The sequence below is a fragment of the Desulfogranum mediterraneum DSM 13871 genome, from assembly GCF_000429965.1.
Lineage (GTDB): Bacteria > Desulfobacterota > Desulfobulbia > Desulfobulbales > Desulfobulbaceae > Desulfogranum > Desulfogranum mediterraneum.
The window spans coordinates 1-23968 of sequence record NZ_AUCW01000028.1 but is presented as its reverse complement, the minus strand read 5'-3'; the positions used below and the strand labels follow the sequence as shown (position 1 = coordinate 23968).

Sequence of the window (23968 nt, the reverse complement as noted above, 5' to 3'; positions counted from 1 at the left end):
AAAATTTATCATTAAGAGGATCTTGAAGTGCAGTCAGCAGATTTAATAGTTATCGCCGGCTATGCCGGACCACCGCTTATCGGCGCCTTTATCGGCTATCTTACCAACCGGGTGGCCATTCGAATGCTCTTCCGGCCGCTCAAGGCCTGGCATCTCTTCGGGATGCGGCTGCCCATGACCCCGGGGGTCATCCCTGCCAAGCGTCATCTTCTGGCTGTGAACATCGGTGAGATGGTGGGGGAACACCTCCTGACCAGCACCGAGATCGGCACAGCCCTCTCCAGAGAACCCTTTCAGAACCATCTCCACAGCCTGGTGGATCAAAGGTTGCAGGGGGTGCTGCGCAAGGAGTTGGGACCCGTCTCCTCCTTTGTACCCGAGCGCTTTCAGGCCTACTTCAAGGTAGCCGTCACCACCCTGAAGTATCGACTGGGGGTGGGGATCAGCAGCTTCATGGCAGGGGAGCAGTGGGAGCAGGAGATCCGCGGCTTCCTTGAGGCCCGTCTCGCTGCCGCAGCAGGTCTTCAGGTCAACGATCTGTTGGCGCCCGAGTCCAGGACCACCCTCTACCGCTATTTTAACCGGATCATCCACCATATCCTTGTCCAGCCTGAGACCGCGGTACAACTGGCGGCCATGATCCGCGCCTGGCTGGTGTCTTCGGCCTGCCAGGGCAAGAGTCTGGAACAACTGCTTCCCAGACAGACCATGGAGATGGTTCAGGGGCTGATTGGGGAACATACCCCTGCCCTGATGCGCCAGTTTGGCTATCAACTGGCCGAGCCGACCATCCGTGCCAAGATCATTCGCGGTATACTCTCCGGGGTGGATCACTTCATCGATTCCCTGGGCCCGGTGGGCGCCATGGCCAGGGGATTTATCGATATGGATTCCCTGGAAAGTACAGTTGAGAGCTATCTGGGAGAAAAGGAAGAGGATATCATTGCCTGGCTGCAGGAGCCTGCGATGGCGACCCAGGTTGCCGGGGTCTTGAGTGCACAGGTGCAACAGCTCATGGAGACGCCCCTTGCCGATCTTCTTGCCCGGGCCGGAGACGAGCAGGTGGAGGAGCTGGCCAGCCTGCTGGCGGAGCAGCTGCTGACCATGGTCAGGGGTGATGGTCCAGGGGAAACAGGCTCCATCCTCCTGGAGGAGAGCATCGAGTCCTGGCTAGACCAGGGTGAAATTACCCTGGATACCCTGTTGGCACGGCTCCAGGATCAGGAGGATCCAGCGGCCTTTACCGAGACCCTGGTTAGCGAGGCCCTGCGGTTCTTTCGCCCGGAGGGGTTGGAACGGCTGCTCCATATCCTGGTGGGCCGGGCCACGGATATGCTCCTTGAGCGGCCGGTGGGGTGCCTCCATGCCGTCATCCCCCAAGGTGTGCAGCAGGGGATCACCGATTATGTCGTCCTGACCACCAACAAGATGTTGCTCAAGGAGGTGCCCGGTCTGGTGGGCTCGCTTCATATCAACGAGCTGGTCACCCAGAAGGTGGATTCCCTGGACCTCCTGAAGCTGGAGCAGCTGCTGCTCTCGATCATGGAGGAGCAGTTTAAGTATATCAACCTCTTTGGCGCACTGTTGGGTTTTGTGATCGGCTGTTTGAACCTGGTGATCATGCGTCTGCTCTGATCTGCTTGAACCTCAGCCACAACTCCCCGCCTTGAAGCTTGGCAGCGGCCCCTGGTGTACCCTGCCGATCTTCTTTCCCTGGTTGTGGCTAATCGAGGCGATTTCTCAAAGAATCAAAGGGTACTCTGCCTGGAGAAATCTGCCTCCAGGCCGCCTTTAGCTGAGCCATCCCATGGAAAAGGTATACCTGAGCAGCATGAGCAGACACATGGCAACAACGATCAGCCTCAAAATTTTATGATCTATTTTGAAGAGACAATGGGAGCCGAGCCATGCACCGGCAAACTGCCCCAGGATCATGACCATGCCGGCAAGCCATGCCACCTTACCGGCAATCAAAAAGATCGCCAATGAGGCAAAGTTTGTCGAAAAGTTGAGCGTCTTAGCCACTGCAGTTGCCTCAATCAGTCCCTGACCTCTGAGTGAGACCCCGGAAAAGGCAAAAAAAGATCCAGTACCTGGGCCAAACATGCCGTCATACCATCCTATCAGGGGAACTACTGTCTTCTGATAGACAGCGGATGAAATCCGTGACCTGCCACCATCGATCTTTGGTTGTGGAGCAAGCAGAAAATAGATCGAAATCACAACCAGCACCGTTGGTACAACGAAGTTCAAGATCTCCGGGTTCATAAACTGAACAGCGATGGTACCCAGGAGGGAACCAACAAAGGCTGACAGCATAAGCTGTTTGACTTCGCTCCAGCGCACTCTTTTGTTGGAAAGCATGACATAGGTAGCGGTTGCTGTGCCCATTGAACCCTGTAACTTGTTGGTTCCCAAGGCTGATAGTGGAGGAATCCCGCTTAAGATCAGCGCCGGCAGTGAGATCAGGCCACCACCGCCGGCCAGGGTATCAAGAAAGCCAGCGACAAAGGCGGTTACAAATAAAAAAGAGAGGAGTTCTGTTGAAAGCTGAGTGATTTCCATACGAAGAGTCGGTTGTTTAAATATTGGCCACCTTGAAAAAGTTTTTTTCAAGGTACCCTAATGGCCACAAGGCAGGTACCCTGCAAGCTAAAACGACAATGAAAAAAGGCCCTGTCACCGTTGGTGACAGGGCCTTGCTGGTTTAGGCTAAAGGATCTTAGGCCTATTCAACTATCTGGTGGAGTTCCACCCTCCGATTCCTGGCCCGTCCTTCCCGGGTTGCGTTATCGGCCACCGGGTCGGCCATGCCGTAGCCCTTGGCGATCAGCCGCTCGCCGGCAATACCCTGCTCGGTCAGGTAGGCGACCACGGCCTGGGCACGGAGCTCAGAGACCTGGAGGTTGCGGTTTTCATCGCCAACAGAGTCGGTGTAGCCTGCGACCTCGAGCCTGACCTCCGGGAGCTGGCCAAGAATGACGGCCACCTTGGCCAGGCTGTTGCGGGCAGCATCGGTCAGGTTGGCGGTGCCGGTCTTGAAGGTCACGCCGCTGAGGATGATACGCTTGGCCGCAGCGCAGCCCAACTGATTCACCTTGGCGTCTGCGGCAGAGTCATTGCAGAGGTCCAGGCGATCAACCAGGCCGTCCTGGTCCGTATCAGGTTCGCACCCCTGTTCGTTCACCGCAAGCCCTGCAGGGGTCTCGGGACACTGGTCATCGGCGTCAACGACGCCATCCTTGTCGGTATCTGTGGACTGACGGAGGAGAGCCGCCTGTTCGTCCTTCAGCGCGGTAAGCTCTGTCCTGATGGCGTCGCTTTCACTCTGCAGCTGGGTTGCCGCCGCAGCGGCGGCCGCGAGTTGCTGGTTGAGGGCCTGGTTGGACTCTGTGAGAGCGGCAACGCTCTCCTCTGCAGCCTTCAGGGCCGCACTCCGTTCCTGGATGGTCTGGTCGAGCTGCTTGATCTGCTCCTTATCGGCACCGGCGGCGCTGTTGAGCTGCTCAAGTTCTGCCTTGGCCTGGTCCAGCTGGGCCTTGAGCTCGGTTACGGCCTGTTCCCTGGCCTTCAACTGCTCCTGGGCGGCACTGGCCTGGGCGGCCTGTTGCTCCCTGGCCGTGTTCAATTCCTTGACCTTGGCTGTGGCCTTTTTATGGGCCTCCTCGAGTTGAGCAAGCTGCTCGCTCTTGGCAGCAAGGGCTGCTGTGGTCTTTTCCAGTTGACCCTCTACGCCGGCCACCTTCTTTTGAGCGGCGCTCCGCTCTTTCTGTTCAGCTTTCAGTTGGTTGGCCTGGTCAGCCAGCTGCCCTTTGAGTTCACTGAGTTGTGCTTCCAGGGCTTTGGCGGTCTTCAGCTCTGCCTGGGTGGCGCTCAATACCTTGGTGGTCTCGGCCAGTTGATCTTTGACCTTTTCCAGCTCTGTAACCGTAGCCTGGAGCTGGGAAATCTGCTCGCCCAGGGCAACCTTCTCTTCCTGAACTGCGCTGAGTGCGACCTTCAGTTCATTGAGCTGTTTGGTCTGTTCTTCTACCTTGGCAGTGAGTTCGGCATTGCCGCTCTGGGCCTGGCTCAGCTGATTTTGGCTCTCAGCCAGGGCTGCTTCTTTTTCCTTGATGGAGGTCTGCAGGTTGGCTGCCTTGGCAATGGCCTCATCCAGTTGGCTCTGGAGAGCGGTACCGGCAGCGTTGGCCTCATCCAGCTGGGTTTGGACCGCAGCGGTGGCAGCGGTGGCCTCCTCCAGCTGGGCCTGGACTGCTGCTCCGGCAGCGGTGGCCTCGTCTAACTGCGCCTGAAGTGCTGCAGTGGCTTCAGTTGCTTCCGCCAGCTGGGCCTCAACAGCAGCCTTGGCTGTGCTTGTCTCGTCAAGCTGGGCTTGAATAGCGGCAGAGGCGGCTATGGCTTCATCGAGTTGGGCCTGAATAGCGGCAGAGGCGGCTACGGCTTCATCGAGCTGGGCCTGAATAGCGGCAGAGGCGGCTACGGCTTCATCGAGCTGGGCCTGAACAGCGGCAGAGGCGGCTACGGCTTCGTCGAACTGGGCCTGAACTGCGGCAGAGGCGGCTGTTGCCTCCTCCAGTTGAGTCTGAACCGCTGCGCTGGCCGCGTTGGCTTCATCGAGCTGGGCCTGCAGGGTGGGGATGGTCTCCAGCTGAACGGCGCTCTCGGCCAGGGCTGCGGTCTTGGCCTCCAGATCTGCGGACAGGCCCAGGTTGGCAGCCTCTACCTCAGCCAGCATGATCTGGGTGGCGGTGAGGGAGTTGCTCTCCTCTTCCAAGGCAGCCTTCAGGGTCTCAAACTGCTCCTGATCAGCCTCCATGGCCTCGACCCTGGCAGAGAGGGTGAGGTTTTCTTCGCTTAAGGTGGTGGTTTTGGTGACCATCTCCTGGATCCGGGTCTCGGCATCCTGGAGGGCGTTGGTTTGTTCTGCCAGCTGAGCCTCGGCCTGCTGCAGGGCCTCACCGGACTGGCTGGCTGCTTCCTGGGCAGCAGTTGCGGCACCCTGGGCCTCGCTCAGAGCAGTATCCATGGTCGCGAGCCGATCAAGTGCCTTCTGCCTGGCGGTGTTCAACTCCTCGAGTTGTACCTGGAGCGCGGCTTCCTTCTCGCCCAGGGTGGTGAGTTGGCGGTCCAGCTCCTGGCGACCAGCCTCGGTCTTTTCGAGCAGCTCGAGCCCGGCGGCGAGCTCGGTGGTTTTAGCTTCAAGTTCTTGATTCAGCGCGGTTACCTGCTCCTCAAGCTGGCTCAGTTGAGCGGTCTGCTGCTCACCGGCAAGCTGGAGCGTGTCCACAGCTGTTGATTGTTCCTGGATCAGCTCCCGGTTGGCAACCGCTTCGGCAAGGGCCGTTTCCAGGGCTGCTTCCTTTTCGCTCAACTGCATCTTCAGGCCCTGAATTTCTTCTTCCAGGGGCAGAACCCGCTTTTCCTTTTCCTGACCAAAGCGAAACATGGCCTCGGCCTTGAGGTCTGCCTTCTTGATGGAGTTGCGGGTGATTGCCAGCTGGGAGGTGGCATCGGTCAGCCTGGCTTTGAGGCGGCCGATCTCCCCGATCTGGTCCTGAATCTGCTGCTGAAGGCTGGTGAACTTATCGTCGTTTTCCTGAACAATCTTTTCTGATTTGGTGTTGGCCAACTCTGCATCGACCAGGGCTGCCTTGAGCTGTTGGATGGTGGCCTTGGCCTCATCCAGCTGGCCGAGGGTGGCTGCGTTTTTTTCGCCAAGGAGCACGATCCGTTCGTTGGCGGTGGCAATGGCCTTCTCGTTGTCCTGGAGGGCCAGCTGAGCCGCCATCAACTCCTGGGTCGTGCCTTCTGTATTCTCCAGAACTTCAAGGAGTTTGTCGCGTTCGCCCTTGAGCTCAAGGATCACGCTGTTGGCACGTTCGGTCTGCTGGAGGAGCTGCTGGTACTTGGCGGCAACGATCTCCTGGGCTTCGAGCAGCTCGAGAATCTGTTGCTCCTTCAGGGCAAGGTCGTCGCTGAGTTGTGCCTGGGCGGCAACAAGCGCCATCTCCTCGTGGTCCGGGGCCGGTTCCGGGGTCTCCTGGGCCGTCACTGCCGGCTGGTGGTCGGCTGCGGGCGGGTGGGCCGGCGGAGCCTGGGCGGTATCGGCCTGGGGAGGAGCTTCCTGGTGACCGCCGGCTGGGGCCGCCTCCTCGTGGCCCTGTTCCGCCTGGCTCTCTGGGATAGCCTCGCTAAGGGTTGCGTGGGTGGCGTCATTGCCGGCTGCCGGTTCAACCTGGGCTATCGGCTGGGCAGCATCTTCATCGGAGAGGGGGTTGTTTTTCACCAACTCGCCATGGTATTTGGCGATCATGATGTAAACAACAATACCAATCACTGTCAGGATAATCGTACGTGTTTTCATAGGCCTTTTTGGTTGCGGTTTGTACTGCGTTAAATAACAAAACGTCAGGCTTCTCGAACAGCTGTTTTTTATAAAGAGTCTTGGCCGGACAATGCAGGATTACGGCGCAGACATGGCTCCTCCTATGTCTGCGATTACATTAGCCCTCTTCCTTGACGGTTAGTGAAAAACGTAGGTGTTCAAGATACCCTTTTCTCAACAGGGTTTAAGTATCAGTGTAGCCGATGCCGGCAGCGTAAGAGACAGGGTGTAGTTCTTACCATGACAGGGCTCAGCGGTGGCCTCCAGTTGCTGGTTGCGCACCACATCACTACCAGAGTATACGCCAAGATCTGAATTGATAAGCTCGTTGTAGCTTCCGGCCTGGGGGACACCGATACGGTAATCTTTGCGGACAACAGGAGTAAAATTACAGATAATAATCAGAAAGTCACCAGGATTTTTTCCAAATCGCAGAAAAGAAAGCACCGAGTTATCTGAATCATTTGCATCGATCCAGGAAAAGCCGGTCCAGTCAAAGTCCTGTTCGTGGAGTGAGGATTCAGCCTTGTAGACCCGGTTGAGATCACGGCTGAAGCGCTGCAATCCCAGATGATAGGGGCTCTCTAAGGCCTTCCACTCCAGACCGGTATCATGGTTCCACTCCTGCCACTGGCCAAACTCTCCTCCCATGAAGAGCAGCTTTTTTCCTGGATAACCCCACATGAAACCAAGGTAGGCCCTGAGAAAGGCAAATTTCTGCCATTCATCGCCGCTCATCTTGCCGAGCAGGGACTTCTTGCCATGGACGACCTCGTCGTGACTCAGAGGAAGGACAAAATTTTCGTGGAAGGCATAGAGCATGCCAAAGGTCATCAGGTTGTGGTGGTACTTGCGGAATAGGGCGTCGGTCTCCATGAACTGGAGGGTGTCATGCATCCAGCCCATGTTCCACTTGAGGCTGAAACCCAGGCCCCCCAGGTAGGTGGGGCGGGAAACCATGGGCCAGGAGGTGGATTCCTCGGCAATGGTCAGGACCCCGGGGAAGACCCCATGGAGCACTTCGTTGGTTTTCTTGAGGAAGTGGATAGCGTCCAGGTTTTCCCTGCCGCCGTAGGCGTTGGGGATCCACTGGCCCTCTTCCCTGGAGTAGTCCAGGTAGAGCATGGAGGCCACGGCATCCACCCGCAACCCGTCGATATGGTACTTGTCCAGCCAGAAGAGGGCATTGGAGATCAGGAAGGCCCGGACCTCGTTGCGGCCATAGTTGAAGACCATGGTCCCCCAGTCCTGATGCTCACCCTGGAAGGGGTGATGGTGGGCGTAGAGCTGGGTGCCGTCAAAATTATTCAGACCTGAGTCGTCTTTGGGGAAGTGGGCAGGAACCCAGTCAAGGATCACCCCGATGCCGGCCTGATGGCATTGATCGATGAAGTACATGAAATCTTCCGGGGTGCCGAACCTGGAGGTGGGGGCGAAAAAACCCAACACCTGATATCCCCAGGAGCCGTCAAAGGGGTATTCAGCAATGGGCAGGATTTCGATGTGGGTGAATCCCATGTCCACCACATAGGGGATCAGGGTGGCGGCCAGCTCCCGGTAGCTGAGATAGCGGTTCCCCCACTGTTCGTCTTCTTCCTTACGCCAGGATCCCAGGTGGACCTCGTAGATGGAGATGGGTCGGTCCAGACCCTGGCGCTGCTCACGCTCTGCCAGCCACTCTTGATCCTGCCACTGGTAGCGATCCAGGTCGACCACAACCGAGCCTGTCCTGGGGCGTTCCTCCATGGCAAAGCCGTAGGGGTCGGCCTTGTCCAGTTGGTGCAGGTCCTGGGTAATGACCCGATACTTGTAGACGCTGTGTTCAGCTAAACCAGGGATGAACAGGCTCCAGATTCCGGAGTTCGAGGAGTGCATGGGATGGGCCTGGGGCTGCCATCCGTTAAAATCGCCGATCACCGAGACTTCACGGGCATTGGGTGCCCAGACGGTAAAGACAACGCCTGCCTCTCCGTCTGCTTCGATGAGGTGGGCGCCGAACTTCTGATAGGTCTTTTCATGGGTCCCTTCGCCGATCAGGTAGCGGTCGAAGTTACTCAGCCAGTTGCTTGGGGCCGCGCGGCCTGGGAGGTATTCAGTTGGCATAGGAATCACCAGAGCTCAGTTTGGGGACAGGAAGATGAGGGAACGTCATGCTGCCGGTACCGGTTACAGGGGAGAGAGGAAAGCTGCAACAGAGCGAGCGACTCTCAGGTGCGAAGGCAAGGGGTAAAGGGCAAAGGGCTGGGGGAAGCCGTGGACCGGTGTCGATTTGTGGGGTGGGGCGTGTCAAGATCATCTGCTTCCCTGGAGGTTTCCCGCTCTGCCCGTTGCCGGGGCAGGGGAGGGAGTGTTGCCCGGCAACAGCTTGGGGCTTCTCTTCCCCTCCGATGGAGGCGGAAAGAATACCCCTGCCCGGGTAGGAGGGCGTGCTCACCGTTGCGCTGTGCTGCTCTCTCTATAGGCTACCTTGAAAAACCGCCTTTTCTGCCAATCACTGGCTTGAGGTAAAAATTATATCCTCAGAAGAGCATGGATATCTCAGCGGTGACATTTTCCCATGCCTTGATCTTGATCGAAAAAACGAAATTGTCAAACTACCCTACAGTCTCTACTTTCTACCATTGTCGGCGTCAATCGTCCATGGGAGAAGTGGTAAGGAGAATTTTTTTGGCAATGAGCCGGCAGGGACGGCTTGGCTGAAGCGGCGGCCTGGAGCGGTCCTGCCCGGGTGGGCAGAGTGCTGAGCGCTTGAGCCGAGCGCCCTGTTTCTCTTTCCTTTCCAGGGGAACCGCCGGCTGAGCACACGAGCAGGTCCTGAACAATAGGTTGAGTTTGCACAAGGTGGTCGCGTGGGGCAAAAAGACACGTCTTCTGGTTTTTTGGGTCACTTTTGACCCATTGTTTATTTTCCCTTGACAGATGCCGAGTGGACAGTTAATGAATACCCGTTCATTTTTTTTTCATTAATATCATATAAAAAAGCTACTAAATCCCGAGTAGCTTCATTTTAATTCAATCACACTCAAGAGGTTGAAGCCATGGCAACAGAACTGGTTCTCTCGGCAATTGCCCTGATCGGCATTGCTGTAATTGTCCCGCTTATCATGAGTTTGGCCAAGTTCCTTGGACCAAGCGCCGGAGGCGAGATAAAAAACGATCCCTATGAGAGTGGTATCAAGCGAATGATAGGCTTTGCTGATCAGAAGTTCAGCGTCAAGTTCTATCTGCTCGCGATACTATTTCTCCTGTTTGATATTGAAGCGGTGTTCATGTATCCATGGGCCGTCAGTATCCGTGAGTTGGGATGGTTCGGATTTACTGAGATGGTGGTCTTCATGGTCCTGCTTTTAACAGGTCTTATTTACATCTTAAAGAAAGGGGTGCTCAATTGGCGTTAGGATTAGAAGCAAAACTGGGCGAATCGGTACTGACCACCAAGCTTGACGTGGTGGTCAACTGGGGTCGACAGTATTCGCTGTGGCCAATGGTTTTTGGGACGGCCTGTTGCGCCATTGAATTTATGAGTGCTGCAGCCAGTCAGCTCGATATCTCGAGGTGGGGTGCGGAGGTTGTACGATTCTCCCCCAGACAGGCGGACCTGATGCTTGTCTGTGGGACCATCAGCTACAAGCAGGCCCCAATCCTCAAACGGATCTACGAGCAGATGCCGGAGCCTAAATGGGTAGTGGCGATGGGTGCATGCGCCAGTTCCGGTGGTGTCTACGACAACTACTGTACGGTACAGGGGATTGACGAAATTATCCCGGTGGATGTGTATATTTCCGGCTGTCCGCCTCGCCCTGAGGCTGTTCTGGATGCTCTGATGAAGATCCAGGATCAGATCAAAGGGGAGAGCGTGCTGGAAGATCGCCATAAAGATTTTAAAGGGATTCTTGATTGATATGAATAACACAGCACTGGAACTCATACAGGGCGCCTTCCCGGGCGCAGCCTGTGAAGCAGTCATCGATTCTGTAGTCATTACGGTACAGCCGGCAGAGGTGGAAAAGACCTTGAGCCGGCTCAAGAATGAGCCCAGCCTGGATTTCGGGCTGCTCCTGGATGTCACCGCCATCGACTACCTTGATTATCCGACCAAACAGGAGGCCCGCTTCTGTGTGGTCTATACCCTGCGCAGCTGGGCAAAGAACCTGGTGGTCCAGGTGCGGATCCCGGTGGCCGATCCCGAGGTAGGGATTCCCACGGCGACCCACCTCTGGGAATCCGCCAACTGGGGTGAGCGCGAGACCTTTGATCAGTATGGTATCCACTTCCAGGGACACCCTGATCTGCGCCGGATCCTCAATCACTGGCAGTTTGAAGGTCACCCCCTGCGCAAGGACTATGTGATCGATCATCGCCAGGTCTGTTACGAGAGTGACAGCCTGGAGAAAGAGATCAAGGCCCGTCTGGCTCTCAAAGGCGTGGACGATGCCACCATGAAAGATATCAATACCGAGATCATGTTCTTGAATATCGGGCCTGCGCATCCCGCAACCCATGGGGCAATTCGTATCCTCACTGCCTTGGATGGTGAGACCGTGGTGGCCAACGTCAACGAGATCGGTTACCTCCACCGTGGTTTTGAGAAGACCGCCGAGCAGCGGACCTACAACCAGGTCATCCCGCTCACCGACCGGCTCAACTACTGCTCCTCCATGATGAACAACGTGGCCTATGCCAAGGCCGTTGAATCCTGGCTGGGGATCGAGATCACCGATCGGGCCAAATTCATGCGGGTCATCCTCTCTGAATTCTACCGCGCTCTGGATCACCTGGTCTGTCTGGCGGCCCTGTTCGTCGATATGGGCGGTCTGACCAACTACTGGTACCTCTATAACGAGAAAGAGTCGGCCTATGACCTGATCAGCCGTCTGACCGGTGCCCGTCTGACCAGTTCTTTTACCCGGATCGGCGGGATGTACCGCGATTTCTACGAGGGCTGGGAGACCGACCTGGAAAACCAGCTCCAGGCCATTGAAAAGGGTGTCCAGGATTCCCTGGGCCTGGTGGCCAAGAACCGGATCGTCCACGATCGTTCCCAGGGGATCTGTGTCCTGCCTGGCGACCGTGCCCTCCAGTACGGCTTTACCGGACCGAACCTGCGGGCCTCCGGCGTAGAGTTTGATCTGCGTAAAGACAGCCCCTACTATAACTACGATGCCTTTGACTTCTCCGTGCCTGTGGGCAGCAACGGCGACCTCTATGATCGGATCATGGTCCGTTTCGAAGAGATCTTCCAGTCCATCTCCATCGTCCGTCAGGCCATGAAGATGATTCCCAAGGGACCGGTCAATGTCGCCGACAACCAGGTCTGTCTGCCGCCCAAGGCAGAGGTCTACGACAACATCGAAGGCCTGGCCAGCCACTTCAAGCTGGTCTTTGAGGGCGTTCAGACCCCTGCCGGTGAGTGGTATGACTCCTTTGAGGCTGCCAATGGCGAGCTCGGCTTCCATTTTGTCTCCGACGGTTCAGGCCAGCCCTACAAGTGTAAGGTCAGACCACCCTGTTTCTACACCATGGGTGGTTTCCATGAAATGGTTGAGGGGGAAATGATCGCCGACGCCGTCATTAACCTGAGTAGCATCAATATTATCGGTGGAGAGCTGGACAGATGAGCGATAGATCAAAATTAATTGAAACAGGTACCCCGTTTCAGTTTGATCCTGAACGTGATGCAGAATTTGAACGGCTGGTGACGCGCTATCCCACCCGGGAATCGTTGATCCTGCCGGGCCTATGGCTCATCCAGGAACAGGAAGGCTGGGTCTGTGCAGAGGCCATGGCCTATCTTGCTGACCGGATCGGTACCTTTGCCAGCAAGATCTACGAAGCGGCTACCTTCTACACCATGTACAACCTCCATCCGATGGGTGAGTATCACATCTGCGTCTGCAGGACCCTGTCCTGTTACCTTCTGGGCAAACAGCAGATCGTCGACTACCTCAAAGAGGAGATCGGCATCGCCCCCGGTGAGATCAGCAGCAACGGCAAGTTCAGCCTGGAAGAGGTCGAGTGCCTCGGCCACTGCGGTACCGCTCCGGTGGTCCAGCTCAACGGCGAATTCCACGAAGATATGGACGTGGAAAAGATGAAAGCACTTCTGGCCACTTGCAAATAGGAGGGCGTACAGATATGGAAGTAAAATTACTCAGCGCTAGATTCGATATCGAAGATGGCCATAAGATAGAGGTCGCCAAGAAGAACGGCGCCTATGCCACCCTGGACAAGCTCTTTGCGATGGAACCCGGCGAGGTGATCGAAGAGGTCAAGGCCAGTGGGCTGCGCGGCCGTGGTGGTGCAGGCTTTCCCACCGGTCTGAAGTGGTCCTTTCTGCCCAAGGGGCTCGACAAGCCGGTCTATCTGGCGGTCAACTCCGATGAGTCCGAGCCCGCCACCTTCAAGGATCGCTACATCCTGGTCAAAGATCCCCACATGCTGATCGAGGGGATCATCATCTGCTGTTACGCCATCAACAGCCACGACACCTATATCTACATCAGGGGTGAGTATGTCAGCCAGGCCAAGGCCCTGCAGGCAGCCATTGATGAGGCCTATGCCGCCGGTTACCTGGGCGAAAAGGTAGCAGGCCACGACTTTCGCCTGGACGTCACCGTCCACCGCGGAGCCGGCGCCTATGTCTGTGGTGAGGAGACCGCACTCCTGGAGTCCATCGAAGGCAAGAAGGGACAGCCTCGGAGCAAGCCCCCCTTTCCTGCGGTCGAAGGCCTCTATGGCTGCCCGACCATCATCAATAACGTCCAGAGTATCGGCTCCCTGCCGTTCATTCTGACCAACGGAGCCGATGCCTACAAGGCCCACGGCACCGAGAAGAGCCCTGGCACCCACCTGTTCGGTATCTCCGGATTGGTCGAGAAACCAGGGATGTACGAGTTGCCCCTGGGACTGCCCCTGATGGAGGTGATCGAGAAGGTTGCCGGCGGCGTCAAGGGCGGCAAGAAGCTCAAAGGGGTCATCCCCGGCGGCAGCTCGACCCCGGTCCTGCTTCCGGAGGAGGCGGCTACAACCACCCTGGACTATGAGTCCATGGCAGAGCACAAGACCATGTTCGGCTCCGGCGGCATCGTCGTCCTCGATGAGGACGTGGATATCGTCAAACTGGTCAAGAATCTCATCGATTTCTATCACCATGAGAGCTGTGGTCAGTGCACACCCTGTCGTGAGGGTCTGGGCTGGATGCTGAAAATTGTCAAGAAGATCATCAACGGCGACGGCACCATGGATGATGTCAACCTGCTCAGAGAGCTGTGCGACAACATCGAAATGAAGACCGTCTGCGTTCTCTCTGCGGCGTGTACCATGCCGGTGCGCAGTTATCTCGATAAATTCCGGCATGAGTTTGAGGCCTACGTTCAATAGGCTCGTTTGTCAACCGCAATGCAATAGGAATAGGTAGAACCATGGCAGAAATGGTAAAACTGTTCGTGAACGGACAGGAAGTAGAAGTCGAATCAGGCAAAAATCTGATTGACGCTGTGAGCGCCGTCGGCATTGAGATCCCCCACCTCTGTTACCACCCGGCCCTGGGGGCCGACGGTAACTGTCGGATGTGTCTGGTGGGGATCGAAGATGGCAGACCGCCTCTGGTACCGGCGTGTAAGACCCCGGCCGCCGAGGGGATGAAGGTCCAGCTCGATGCCGAGCATATCAAGAAAATTCAACGGGACGTGATGGAGCTGGAACTCATCAACCACCCCACGGACTGTCCCATCTGTGACCAGGCCGGGGAGTGCTCCCTCCAGGATTACTACATGAAGTATGATGGCCAGGAGAGCCGGATGACGGTTCCCCAGGTCAAGAAGGGTAAGAAGCTTGACTTTGGCTGCGGCGTGGTCCATGACCAGGAGCGCTGCGTTGTCTGTGGCCGCTGTGTCCGCTTCACCCGCGAGATCACCAAGACCGGTGAACTGGGGATCGTCAACCGCACCGATGCCGCCCGGGTCAACATCTTCCCGGGCCAGCCCCTGAACAACCGCTATGCCCTCAATGTGGTCGACCTCTGTCCGGTCGGCGCCATGACCAGCACAGACTTCCGCTTCAAGCAGCGGGTCTGGTTCCTCTCCAAGGAAAAGGGCATCTGTCACGGCTGCTCCAAGGGATGCAACATCTTCATCGATCATAACCGTGAGAAGTATAAGGATGAGGTGATCTACCGCTTTCGGCCGCGGCTCAACGAGGAGGTCAACGGCTACTTCATCTGCGACGAAGGTCGGATGACCTACAAGTGGGAGAACGACCAGCGACTGATTACCCCGCGGGCCAACGGCAGTGAGGCCATCAAGAGCGCCGCTGTTGACAGCCTCCGCAACGCCATCAGCCAGGCGTCCAAGGCCGTGTTCCTGGTTTCCCCCAGCAGCTCCCTGGAGCAGCAGTTTGCGGTCAAGGCCTTTGCAGAGCAGGCAGGCGCCACGGTCCTCGGCTTCAGCGACGGCTACATCAAGGCCGGAGATGGTGATGACTACCTGATCCAGGATGATAAGGCCGCCAACCGGGCCGGCCTGGCTCTGCTGGGCATCGATGCCACCAGGGAGGCCTTTGAGGCCGCTATGGCCGAAGCCGACCTGCTGGTCAGCTTTGACAACGCCCTGGGCTGCAGCTATGACCAGGATGGCCTGGCCAAGGTCCTGGGCAGCTGCACACTGGCAGTGATCGCCACCAACAGCGACAGCCTCAGCGAGCAGGCCACCATTGCCATACCCACTGCATCCTACTCGGAATACAGCGGGTCCATCATTAACTGCGACAATATCCTGCAGGCGTTCGCCAGGGCCGTGGTCAAGAATGACCCCCCTGAAGATATAGTAGAGATAGTCAACCGACTCGGTGGTGAGCTGGAGAACAATCAGCAGGTCTGGGCTGCCCTGAAAAAGGCGGTTCCCACCCTTGCCGAGGTCGAACCTGAACAGATCCCTGAGCAGGGATTAGCACTAACCAGTTAACGAGGGCTGTAATGACGTCGCTTGATATTTTACTAATTATTGTACGAGTCGCTTTTGGAGCATTTGTTCCACTCTGCTTCGTCGCAGTGTGCGTCTGGATGGAACGAAGGGGAGCTGCTTTCTTTCAGGATCGCTCGGGTCCCAACCGTGCCAACATCATGGGCTTCCGGGCCGGTGGCCTGATCCAGAACCTGGCTGATGCGGTAAAGCTCTTCTTCAAGGAAGACATCATCCCTGGCCATATTAAGCACAAGTTCTACTTTGTGTTGGCACCGATGATCGTCTGCGTGACCGCCCTGGTTTCCTTTGCGGTGGTTCCCTTTGCCGATACCCTGGTGCTGGGCGACAGAGAGTATGTGATGCAGGCCATCCCCATGGACATCGGGATTCTCTGGTTCCTGGCCATCGCCGGATTTGCCGTCTACGGCATTATCCTGGCCGGCTGGTCTTCTCATAACAAGTATGGCGTGCTCGGCGGACTGCGCTCCGCCGCCCAGGTGATCAGCTACGAGATCCCCATGGGACTGGCGATCATCAGCCTGCTGGTGGTCTACGGAACGGTCAACCTCTCTGAGATGGCCCAGTTCCAGGGACAGCTGCTCTTTGGCTTCATTCCCATGTGGGGGGTCCTCCTCCAGCCCCTGGGCGTGATCATCTTCATTATCGCCGCCTTTGCCGAGGCCAACCGGACGCCCTTTGACCTGGCCGAGGGTGAGAGTGAGATCGTTGCCGGTTACCATGTGGAATACTCAGGGATGAAGTTCACCATCTTCTTCATGGGCGAGTATGTGGCCATGTTCACCTCCAGTGCCATCATCGTCACCCTCTACTTCGGTGGGTACCAGATCCCCTGGTTCAACACCGCGACCCTGCTGAAGTTCGCCGTACCGGTGGCCCTGCTGGTGATGGCCGCCGTGCCGGTGATCGGCAAGTTCGTTGCTGCCTGGATCCGCAAGAACAACGTCAGCCACTACGATCGGGAGAACGACCCCCGGGTACGCGAGGCCAACGTCTACATCAAGATCGTCTGGGGTCTGGTTATCCTGGTGGAGGCCATCTTTTTCCTCTACCTGGTCTTTGCCTCCGGCGGAGCTGCTGATCACATCCTGGTGGCGCTGCTGCAGGTCTGTACCTTCCTGGCCAAGACCACCTTCATGTGTTTTGTCTATGTCTGGGTACGGTGGACGCTGCCCCGTTTTCGGTATGATCAGTTACAGAAGTTAGGCTGGAATATCCTGTTGCCGCTCTCTCTTCTGAACATCTTTGTAACCAGCGCTATTGTTGTAGCATTAAGCTAAGAGGGAACAGCCATGAGCATTAAAGTTAAAACCATAGTGCGGCAAGGCAAGTCCTTGCAGGAACGGCTTTATCTCATCGAAGTCTTCAAGGGAATGGCAGTAACCTTTCGCCACTTCCTGAGAAACTTCCTTGATAATTCCAAGCTTTACGTTCGGCATTATCCAGAGGTCAAGCCTGAGATCACCCCGCGCTGGCGCGGGCGTCACCGGCTGACCACCCATGAAGACGGTTCCATGAAGTGTGTGGCCTGTTTCATGTGTCAGACCAACTGTCCTGCCAAGTGCATCCAGATCGAAGCAGGTGAGCGGACCGACGGACGGACCGAGAAGGTCCCGGTCAAGTTTGATATTGACCTCTTGGAATGTATTTATTGCGGCTATTGTGTGGAAGCCTGCCCAAAAGACGCAATTCGAATGGATACAGGTATTTTTTCGGTGACCGGATACAAGCGGGAATCCATGTTAATGACCATGGACGATCTGCTTGCCACGAAGGGTGCATTTAGCGAAGAAGAGTATAAAAAAGGGGGCGCTTGATATCATGTTTGCCGATGGGCTATTTATCTTATTTACAGTATTTGCTGTAGTTGGAGCAGCAGGACTGGTGTTATTTAAGCATCCAATGAACGGCGCAATGAGTTTTGTGGTTACCCTCATTGCCCTGGCAGGGCTCTATGCCCTGTTGAATGCCAAGTTAATCTTTGCCATTCAACTCATTGTCTATGCAGGCGCCATTATGTCCTTGATTATCTTCATCATCATGTTCCTGAACATCCAGGAAGAGGATCTCCCTGCTGAAGAGGGACGGTTCAAGTATCTGATCGGAGGGGTCATCGTGGTCGCCCCGGTCGGAATGTTGCTGACCAAAGCCGTGAACAGCCTTCCAGGAAGCGAGGCAACCATTGCCGGAGCCGGATTCGGAGGGGTCAAAGAGGTCGGAGTTAAGCTCTTCACCGAGTGGCTGCTTCCCTTTGAGATCGTCTCTATCCTGCTTTTAGTATCCCTGGTTGGTGCCGTTGTACTTGCAGGTAAAAGGGGGACCAATAAATGATCCAGAGTTATCTAACCGTCAGCGTGATCCTCTTCTGTCTCGGGATAGTTGGGGTCATTTCCCGGCGAAATGTCTTTACGGTTTTCATGTCAATCGAGCTGATGCTCAATGCCGCCAACCTGTCGTTTGTGGCGCTGGCTCGACTGCATGAGAGTATGGACGGCCATGTCCTTGCCTTGATGGTAATGGCTGTAGCTGCAGCTGAGGCTGCGCTTGCACTGGCTGTCGTGATACTGCTGCATAAGCACAAGGGTAAGTTGGATACCAATGTATTCAGCCTGTTAAAAGGATGATTTCATGGAACATAATGTAACATTTCTCGGTTATATCCCGATCCTTCCTCTCATCGGAGCCGCCGTCCTCGGCCTGCTCCATGTGGGGACATGTACAAGAAAGCCAATACATGAGAAGATCTACGGTGTTTTCGCCTGTATCGGACCACTGCTCTCCTTTGTGCTGGCTCTTCGGGTCTTCTTTACCCTGAAGGGCATGCCCGAAGAGGCGCGCTACCTCACCCAGGAGGCCTTTACCTGGTTTCAGGTCGGCGATCTGAACATCAGCATGGGCTTTCTGGCCGATCCGCTGAGCTCGTTGATGCTGCTCTTCGTCACCTTGATCGGCTCCCTGATTCACATCTACTCCATCGGCTACATGTCCGGTGACAAGAACTTTGGGAAGTTCTTTGCCTACCTCAACCTCTTCCTGGGCAGTATGCTGGTCCTGGTTCTGGGTGACAGTCCGGTGGTCATGTTCGTTGGCTGGGAGGGTGTGGGCCTCTGCTCCTACCTGCTGATCAGCTTCTACTGCGAAGATACCGACAACGTCCTGGCCGGTAACAAGGCCTTCATCGTCAACCGGATCGGTGACCTGGGTTTTGTCCTGGGCATGGGTTTTCTCTTCTGGGCCATCGGCGCCCAGGGCTTTGACTTCATGTCCCTGAAGGCCAACGCCCATGTGCTGGCTCCCGGAGTCGCCCTGACCGTCTGTCTGCTCCTCTTTGTCGGTGCCACCGGTAAATCTGCCCAGATTCCGCTCTATGTCTGGCTGCCCGACGCCATGGCAGGTCCTACCCCGGTTTCGGCCCTGATCCATGCCGCCACCATGGTTACCGCCGGTGTCTACATGGTCGCCCGCTTCAGCTTCATCTACGCCCATGTACCGCTCGCCGGTGAGATCGTGGCCTGGGTGGGTATCCTTACCGCCCTGCTGGCCGCCATCTTCGGGATGTTTCAGGATGATATCAAGAAGGTCCTGGCCTACTCCACCGTCAGCCAGCTGGGCTACATGTTTGCCGGGGTCGGCGTTGCCGCCTACTCTGCAGGTATCTTCCACGTCTTTACCCATGCCTTCTTCAAGGCCCTGCTCTTTCTCGGTGCCGGTGCGGTGATCTATGCCATGCACCACGAGCAGAACATCTGGAAGATGGGTGGGTTGAAGAAGAAGATGCCCAAGACCTACATCACCATGCTGATCGGGGCCCTGGCCCTGGCCGGCTGTCCTCCCTTTGCCGGGTTCTTTTCCAAGGACGAGATCCTCTTCTCCGCCCTGGCCACAGGCCACTACGGGATCTGGATCGTCGGCGTGCTGGTCGCCGGGATGACCGCCTACTACACCTTCCGGATGATCTTTGTGGTCTTCCACGGGGAACCCCGCGATCAGGAGGCCTACGACCATGCCCATGAGGCCCCGGCCGTGATGACCGTGCCACTGATCATCCTGGCCGTCGGCGCCCTCTGTGCCGGCTTCCTCAACCTGCCGGCCATCTTCGGCGGTCACCAGCAGGTCTCCCACTGGCTGGCACCCAGCCTGACCGAGCATCATCCCCATGCCTCGCTCTTTGTCGAGATCATCGCCATCGGCGCCAGTGTCCTGGCCTTTGTCATCGGGATCCGGGCTGCCTATAAACGGTTCGGCGCAGGTGCTGAAGAGCCTCAGTTCCAGGGTTTTGCCAAGTTTGCCTATCATAAGTTTTATGTGGACGAACTCTATGACGCGGTCTTTGTTCAACCCTACAAGCGTATTGGTGATGCCATCCGCAAAACCATCGAGCCCTCTGTGACCGACGGACCTGTTACCCTGGCCGCCAAGGTGTACATGATCGCTGGTGCAGCATTTAAGGTCTTTCAGGTCGGTTATGTACGGGTCTACGCCCTCTACATGATCATTGGGCTGAGTGTAATGAGCCTGTTACTGTCCCAATCGTTGAACTAGGTAAGGTGTAACAATGTTTGAACATGTCCTATCAGTCATGATTTTCCTGCCCATCGTCGCAGGGCTTGTATTACTGCTCACGCCGGCGGGAAAAGGTATTGCACGACTTACCGGGGGAGTCATCTCCTTCGCCGGTCTGGTGCTTGGAATTGATATCTTTTTCAAGTTCAAGAACCAGGGACCGCTGCAATTTGTCGAAAATATTCCCATGATCCCCTCACTGGGGATCAATTACTCCCTGGGTATCGACGGCATCAGCCTCTTTATCCTCCTGGCAGGGGCCGTGCTCCTGCCCATGGTCTACCTGCTCTTCACCACCAAATCCAAGGGCTACTATGCCAACCTGCTGATCGTGCAGGGGGCCATGGCCGGTGCCGTCTGTGCAGCCGACATGATCCTCTTCTACGTCTTCTGGGAGGTAATGCTGCTGCCGGTCTTCTTCATGCTCGGCCTCTGGGGGGGTGAATCCCGGATTCCTGCAACCATCAAGATCACCATCTATACCATTGCCGGCTCCCTACTGATGCTGCTGGGTATCATCTACACCGGTGTCTCCTATCATGCCCAGTTTGGCGAGTGGAGCTTCAACATCGTCCAGATGACCCAACTGCAGATGGCAGGTCCGGTTGCCGTGCTGGCCTTCTTCGGATTCATGATCGCCTTTGCCATCAAGATTCCGCTCTTTCCCTTTCACACCTGGCTGCCCGATGCCTATACCGAGGCACCCACGGCAACCACCTTTGTCCTCTCTGCCATCATGGCAAAGATCGGGGTCTATGCCGTGATCCGGCTGGTGGTACCCATCTTTGATGGAGAGTTTGCCCGCTATGCCCTGCTCCTGGCCTATTCAGGAGTGATCGGCATGATGTACTGCGGGATCACCGCCATTGCCCAGAAGGATTTCAAACGGATGTTCGCCTTCTCCTCGGCCTCTCATATGGGCGTCATTGCCCTGGGCGTGTTCTGTATGAACCTCCAGGCCCTGACCGGCAGCGTCTTTCAGATTGTGGCCCACGCCACTTCCACCGGGGTGCTCTTCCTCTTTGCAGGTATCCTCGAAGATCGGGTCAAGACCAGGAAGATCGCCGACCTGGGCGGGATCGCCTACACGGCTCCGGTCTTTGCCCTCTTCTTTGCCATTGCCATGCTGGCCTCTGTCGGCCTGCCCGGTACCTCTGGCTTTATCGGTGAATTCCTGATCATCCTCGGGGCCATCAAGTTCAACGTCCTCATTGGCGTGCTTGCCGGCACCACCCTGATCATCGGCGTCTGCTACATGCTGTGGATGTTCCAACGGGTATTTTTCGAGAAGACCAAGCCCGCCTCTGAAGGTTTTAAGGATCTCACCCTGACCGAAGGGCTCACCTTCCTGCCGGTGATCCTGCTGATCATCTTCATGGGACTCTATCCCCAACCATTTCTGGAAAAAATCGAGCCTGCTGCCCAGCTGCATCTGGCGGCTGCTGATGCAGGCAAGACCATCGCACTTGCTGACAATACTCACGCCCTTGTCCAAGGGTCCACCGTTGAAACGCAGAAATAAGGCCAGGGTTTATCATGACAAACGATTTTATGTTACTAATGCCGCTCATCATTACAGGAGTCGGCGCCATCGCGTTAATGCTGATCGCAGCATATGATAAGGTCACCATTGAACAGGCCTCCATGGCCAGCATGGGCGTCTTTGGTCTGGCCTTTCTGGTGCAGCTCTCCAACACCATCGGGACCGCAGTCGTTCCCTATGACACGGTCTTCAATGGGATGCTGGTGATCAGCAACTTTACCAAGGTAGCTGGCCTGATTATCCTTGCCTGTGGTTTCTTTACCTCCATGAGCGCCCACAGCTACTTTAAACAGAATAACTTCTGCACCACCGAGTTTTACAGCCTGGTGGCCTTCTCGGCCTGCGGGATGTTGCTCCTGACCATGTCCCAGGAGCTGATCTCCGTCTTTATCTCCCTGGAGATCATGTCCCTGGCCATCTATATCCTGGTGGGTTACGATCGTCAGAACAAACGGGCCGCCGAGGCGGTCATGAAGTATCTGATGCTCGGTGCCTTTGCCGGAGCCTTCCTGACCATGGGAACCGCCCTGGTCTATGGCGGGGTCGGTTCCACCAAGTTTGCCCTGATCGGTCAGGCTGTTGCCGCCAACGGCTTCTTCACCAATCCTGCCCTGGTCTGCGGTGCCTTCTTCATCCTGGTGGCCTTCCTGTTCAAGGTTGCCGCCTTTCCCTTCCATGCCTGGGTTATCGATGTCTATGACGGTGCTGCAGCCCCGGTAACCGGCTACATGGCCACCGGTCTGAAGACCGCAGTCTTTGCCGTGTTTGCCAACTTCCTGGTGGTCGATGAGACCATGCGCGCCGGCTGGGTCAACTACCTGTTTTATCTCTCTATCCTGACCATGTTTGTTGGGAACCTGATCGCCATCGGCCAGACCAGCCTCAAGCGGATGCTGGCAGCCTCGGGTATTGTCCATACCGGCTACCTCCTGATTGCCCTGGTTGCCGTGAGCAGCGAGCACTTCTCAGGAAGCGTGATCCTCTACTATCTCGGTGCCTATTCCGTAGGAACCCTGGGGATCTTTGCAGCCCTCTCCTACCTGGGAGGGGCCAACGAAAAACGCCAGACCTTTGATGACTTCAAGGGGCTGGCCCGGGTACGCCCCTACTCGGCAGCAGCCATCGCCATCTTTCTGCTGTCCATGGCCGGTATCCCGCCGACAGCAGGATTCATGGGCAAGCTGTATATCATCACCAGCGCCATCAGTGCCGGACAGGTCGCCCTGGCGGTCTTTGGGATCATCAGCAGTATCCTCTCCATGTGGTACTATCTCCGCCTGATCATCAACATGTATTTTCATGAGGCGGTGGAAGGTTTTGAGGACACGGCTGACTTTAAATTTGCGCCTGCCTGCACATTTATCCTTGTGGTCTGTGTCTTTGCAATTAGCTTATATCCGATTGCCGTTTAAGGGACCATCACGGAACAGTATTTTTCTAGAGGAGAAAAACAGATGAAAGTCAAAGATATACTCAAAGTAAAGGGCTCAAAGGTCCATACCATCAGCCAGGATGCAACCCTGATGGCAGCCAGCGACAAGTTTTTCGCTGAGAAGATCGGCTCCCTGCTGGTGGTTGACGAAAAGGATCAGATCCAGGGCATCATCGCGCCCAACGATATCCTTAAGGCCATCCAGGAAGGGTGTACCGATGAGAATTGTGCCCTGCAGAAGGTGAGCCGGGTGATGACCAAGGATATCCTTGCTGCCTCTGAAGAGGATAGTGTCGATTACATCCAGGCCATCATGACCGAGAATCGGATCCGCCACATCCCGATCATGGACAAGGATCACCTCAAGGGACTCATCTCCATCGGTGACGTGGTCAAGGCCCTGATCAAGGAGAGTGAGGTGGAAAATCACTACCTCAAGGATTATATCTCCGGAAAATACCCCGCCTGATAGGGGAAAACCTACCTATCTAAGGATTCAGACTGCAGCCTTGGCGGCTGCAGTGGGATCAGCGTTTGAGGAAAGAGAGTCTGCCCAAAGGGCAGGCTCTCTTTTTTTATGCCGTCCAGGTGCCACGATCGGCCTTGGGGCGGCAGGCCAGAGCTCCAACAAGGGACCTGGGTGTCAAGGTCGGATCCGGACTGGCTCACTCCGGCCCAGCAACGCTTGTACTCTGCTTTTGTGCTGGTCCTGTTACGAGCTGTCTGAATAACGTTTTGTAAGCGCCTCTTAAACCCAATCTTTTCTTAACGAGACCAGCATGTCATAATCGCGCATCCAATTCATCTTGCGGAGGCGACCATGACGAGTAAGCAAACAATATCCAGGGAGTCACGGGGCAAGCGTTACTGGGAAAAGCACCTTGAAGCTCTTCAGAGAAGTGGCCTGAGCAGAGCTGAGTACTGCAGGCGCCAGTCTCTCCCCTACCATGCACTCACCTATTGGCAGCATAAGTTGGGAAAAGCCAAATGTGACTCGGGTCAACTTGTGCCGGTGCCCATGCAGTTAATCAGCAGCTTGGGCAAGCCTGGGCCAGGTTGTCTGC

Annotated in this window: 19 protein-coding genes; 16 read left to right on the top strand and 3 right to left on the bottom strand. The window is 56.2% G+C overall.

Going from position 1 to position 23968, the window contains the following annotated elements; all coding sequences use genetic code 11:
• The first annotated feature begins 27 nt into the window (after positions 1–27).
• On the top strand, positions 28–1635 hold the full coding sequence (locus G494_RS0113090) for a DUF445 family protein (RefSeq protein ID WP_028584907.1): 1608 nt from the start codon (positions 28–30) through the stop codon (positions 1633–1635).
• 156 nt (positions 1636–1791) lie between these two features.
• On the opposite strand, the gene G494_RS0113085 is transcribed toward G494_RS0113090, so the two are convergent.
• From G494_RS0113085 to glgB, 3 genes are all read right to left on the bottom strand, one after another.
• Positions 1792–2565: a TSUP family transporter gene (locus G494_RS0113085; protein WP_028584906.1), complete on the bottom strand. Its 774-nt coding sequence runs from the start codon at positions 2563–2565 to the stop codon at positions 1792–1794.
• 163 nt (positions 2566–2728) lie between these two features.
• Positions 2729–6367 carry an OmpA family protein gene (locus G494_RS25555; protein WP_084456807.1) on the bottom strand — a complete coding sequence of 1213 codons (3639 nt, stop codon included), beginning with the start codon at positions 6365–6367 and terminating at the stop codon, positions 2729–2731.
• Between the two features lie 195 nt (positions 6368–6562).
• Complete coding sequence (gene glgB / locus G494_RS0113075) at positions 6563–8491, bottom strand: 1,4-alpha-glucan branching protein GlgB (RefSeq protein ID WP_028584905.1); 1929 nt, start codon at positions 8489–8491, stop codon at positions 6563–6565.
• Positions 8492–9426: 935 nt separating this feature from the next.
• Here glgB and G494_RS0113070 point away from each other — a divergent pair.
• The 15 genes from G494_RS0113070 to tnpA all read left to right on the top strand — a co-directional run.
• Positions 9427–9786 (top strand): NADH-quinone oxidoreductase subunit A, encoded by a 360-nt coding sequence (locus tag G494_RS0113070; RefSeq protein WP_028584904.1) that lies wholly within the window; start codon positions 9427–9429, stop codon positions 9784–9786.
• A complete protein-coding gene (locus G494_RS0113065) occupies positions 9777–10289 on the top strand; it encodes an NADH-quinone oxidoreductase subunit B (RefSeq protein WP_028584903.1) in 513 nt (170 codons plus the stop codon). The genes G494_RS0113070 and G494_RS0113065 overlap by 10 nt, the downstream gene beginning before the upstream one ends.
• Position 10290: 1 nt before the next feature.
• Positions 10291–12006: an NADH-quinone oxidoreductase subunit D gene (locus G494_RS23385; RefSeq protein ID WP_084456805.1), complete on the top strand. Its 1716-nt coding sequence runs from the start codon at positions 10291–10293 to the stop codon at positions 12004–12006.
• Positions 12003–12509, top strand: coding sequence for an NADH-quinone oxidoreductase subunit NuoE family protein (locus G494_RS0113055; RefSeq protein ID WP_051305681.1), 507 nt, complete (start codon positions 12003–12005; stop codon positions 12507–12509). Before G494_RS23385 ends, G494_RS0113055 begins: the two co-directional genes overlap by 4 nt.
• 14 nt (positions 12510–12523) lie before the next feature.
• On the top strand, positions 12524–13768 hold the full coding sequence (nuoF, locus tag G494_RS0113050) for an NADH-quinone oxidoreductase subunit NuoF (RefSeq protein ID WP_028584900.1): 1245 nt from the start codon (positions 12524–12526) through the stop codon (positions 13766–13768).
• 41 nt (positions 13769–13809) lie between these two features.
• A complete protein-coding gene (locus G494_RS23380) occupies positions 13810–15348 on the top strand; it encodes a 2Fe-2S iron-sulfur cluster-binding protein (RefSeq protein WP_084456803.1) in 1539 nt (512 codons plus the stop codon).
• Between the two features lie 11 nt (positions 15349–15359).
• Positions 15360–16646: a complex I subunit 1/NuoH family protein gene (locus G494_RS0113040; protein WP_028584899.1), complete on the top strand. Its 1287-nt coding sequence runs from the start codon at positions 15360–15362 to the stop codon at positions 16644–16646.
• 12 nt (positions 16647–16658) lie between these two features.
• Positions 16659–17183 (top strand): NuoI/complex I 23 kDa subunit family protein, encoded by a 525-nt coding sequence (locus G494_RS0113035; protein WP_028584898.1) that lies wholly within the window; start codon positions 16659–16661, stop codon positions 17181–17183.
• A gap of 4 nt (positions 17184–17187) precedes the next feature.
• Positions 17188–17697 (top strand): NADH-quinone oxidoreductase subunit J family protein, encoded by a 510-nt coding sequence (locus tag G494_RS0113030; protein WP_028584897.1) that lies wholly within the window; start codon positions 17188–17190, stop codon positions 17695–17697.
• Positions 17694–17990: an NADH-quinone oxidoreductase subunit NuoK gene (gene nuoK, locus G494_RS0113025; RefSeq protein ID WP_028584896.1), complete on the top strand. Its 297-nt coding sequence runs from the start codon at positions 17694–17696 to the stop codon at positions 17988–17990. The genes G494_RS0113030 and nuoK overlap by 4 nt, the downstream gene beginning before the upstream one ends.
• A 4-nt stretch (positions 17991–17994) precedes the next feature.
• Positions 17995–19908, top strand: coding sequence for an NADH-quinone oxidoreductase subunit L (gene nuoL, locus G494_RS0113020; protein WP_028584895.1), 1914 nt, complete (start codon positions 17995–17997; stop codon positions 19906–19908).
• A 13-nt stretch (positions 19909–19921) separates the two neighbouring features.
• Positions 19922–21451 carry a complex I subunit 4 family protein gene (locus G494_RS23375; RefSeq protein WP_084456801.1) on the top strand — a complete coding sequence of 510 codons (1530 nt, stop codon included), beginning with the start codon at positions 19922–19924 and terminating at the stop codon, positions 21449–21451.
• A gap of 14 nt (positions 21452–21465) precedes the next feature.
• A complete protein-coding gene (locus tag G494_RS23370) occupies positions 21466–22884 on the top strand; it encodes an NADH-quinone oxidoreductase subunit N (protein WP_084456799.1) in 1419 nt (472 codons plus the stop codon).
• 42 nt (positions 22885–22926) lie between these two features.
• Positions 22927–23373, top strand: coding sequence for a CBS domain-containing protein (locus tag G494_RS0113005; RefSeq protein ID WP_028584894.1), 447 nt, complete (start codon positions 22927–22929; stop codon positions 23371–23373).
• A gap of 351 nt (positions 23374–23724) precedes the next feature.
• Positions 23725–23968, top strand: a 244-nt coding sequence (tnpA, locus tag G494_RS28105; protein ID WP_408608384.1) for an IS66 family insertion sequence element accessory protein TnpA, incomplete at its 3' end; no start/stop codon positions are given.

Excerpts from the sequence above, each read along its gene's own strand:
- G494_RS0113085 (WP_028584906.1), bottom strand. The coding sequence starts at position 2,565 with ATGGAAATCACTCAGCTTTCAACAGAACTCCTCTCTTTTTTATTTGTA.
- G494_RS25555 (WP_084456807.1), bottom strand. The coding sequence starts at position 6,367 with ATGAAAACACGTACGATTATCCTGACAGTGATTGGTATTGTTGTTTAC.
- glgB (WP_028584905.1), bottom strand. The coding sequence starts at position 8,491 with ATGCCAACTGAATACCTCCCAGGCCGCGCGGCCCCAAGCAACTGGCTG.
- G494_RS0113070 (WP_028584904.1), top strand. The coding sequence starts at position 9,427 with ATGGCAACAGAACTGGTTCTCTCGGCAATTGCCCTGATCGGCATTGCT.
- G494_RS23385 (WP_084456805.1), top strand. The coding sequence starts at position 10,291 with ATGAATAACACAGCACTGGAACTCATACAGGGCGCCTTCCCGGGCGCA.
- G494_RS0113055 (WP_051305681.1), top strand. The coding sequence starts at position 12,003 with ATGAGCGATAGATCAAAATTAATTGAAACAGGTACCCCGTTTCAGTTT.
- nuoF (WP_028584900.1), top strand. The coding sequence starts at position 12,524 with ATGGAAGTAAAATTACTCAGCGCTAGATTCGATATCGAAGATGGCCAT.
- G494_RS23380 (WP_084456803.1), top strand. The coding sequence starts at position 13,810 with ATGGCAGAAATGGTAAAACTGTTCGTGAACGGACAGGAAGTAGAAGTC.
- G494_RS0113040 (WP_028584899.1), top strand. The coding sequence starts at position 15,360 with ATGACGTCGCTTGATATTTTACTAATTATTGTACGAGTCGCTTTTGGA.
- G494_RS0113035 (WP_028584898.1), top strand. The coding sequence starts at position 16,659 with ATGAGCATTAAAGTTAAAACCATAGTGCGGCAAGGCAAGTCCTTGCAG.
- G494_RS0113030 (WP_028584897.1), top strand. The coding sequence starts at position 17,188 with ATGTTTGCCGATGGGCTATTTATCTTATTTACAGTATTTGCTGTAGTT.
- nuoK (WP_028584896.1), top strand. The coding sequence starts at position 17,694 with ATGATCCAGAGTTATCTAACCGTCAGCGTGATCCTCTTCTGTCTCGGG.
- nuoL (WP_028584895.1), top strand. The coding sequence starts at position 17,995 with ATGGAACATAATGTAACATTTCTCGGTTATATCCCGATCCTTCCTCTC.
- G494_RS23375 (WP_084456801.1), top strand. The coding sequence starts at position 19,922 with ATGTTTGAACATGTCCTATCAGTCATGATTTTCCTGCCCATCGTCGCA.
- G494_RS23370 (WP_084456799.1), top strand. The coding sequence starts at position 21,466 with ATGACAAACGATTTTATGTTACTAATGCCGCTCATCATTACAGGAGTC.
- G494_RS0113005 (WP_028584894.1), top strand. The coding sequence starts at position 22,927 with ATGAAAGTCAAAGATATACTCAAAGTAAAGGGCTCAAAGGTCCATACC.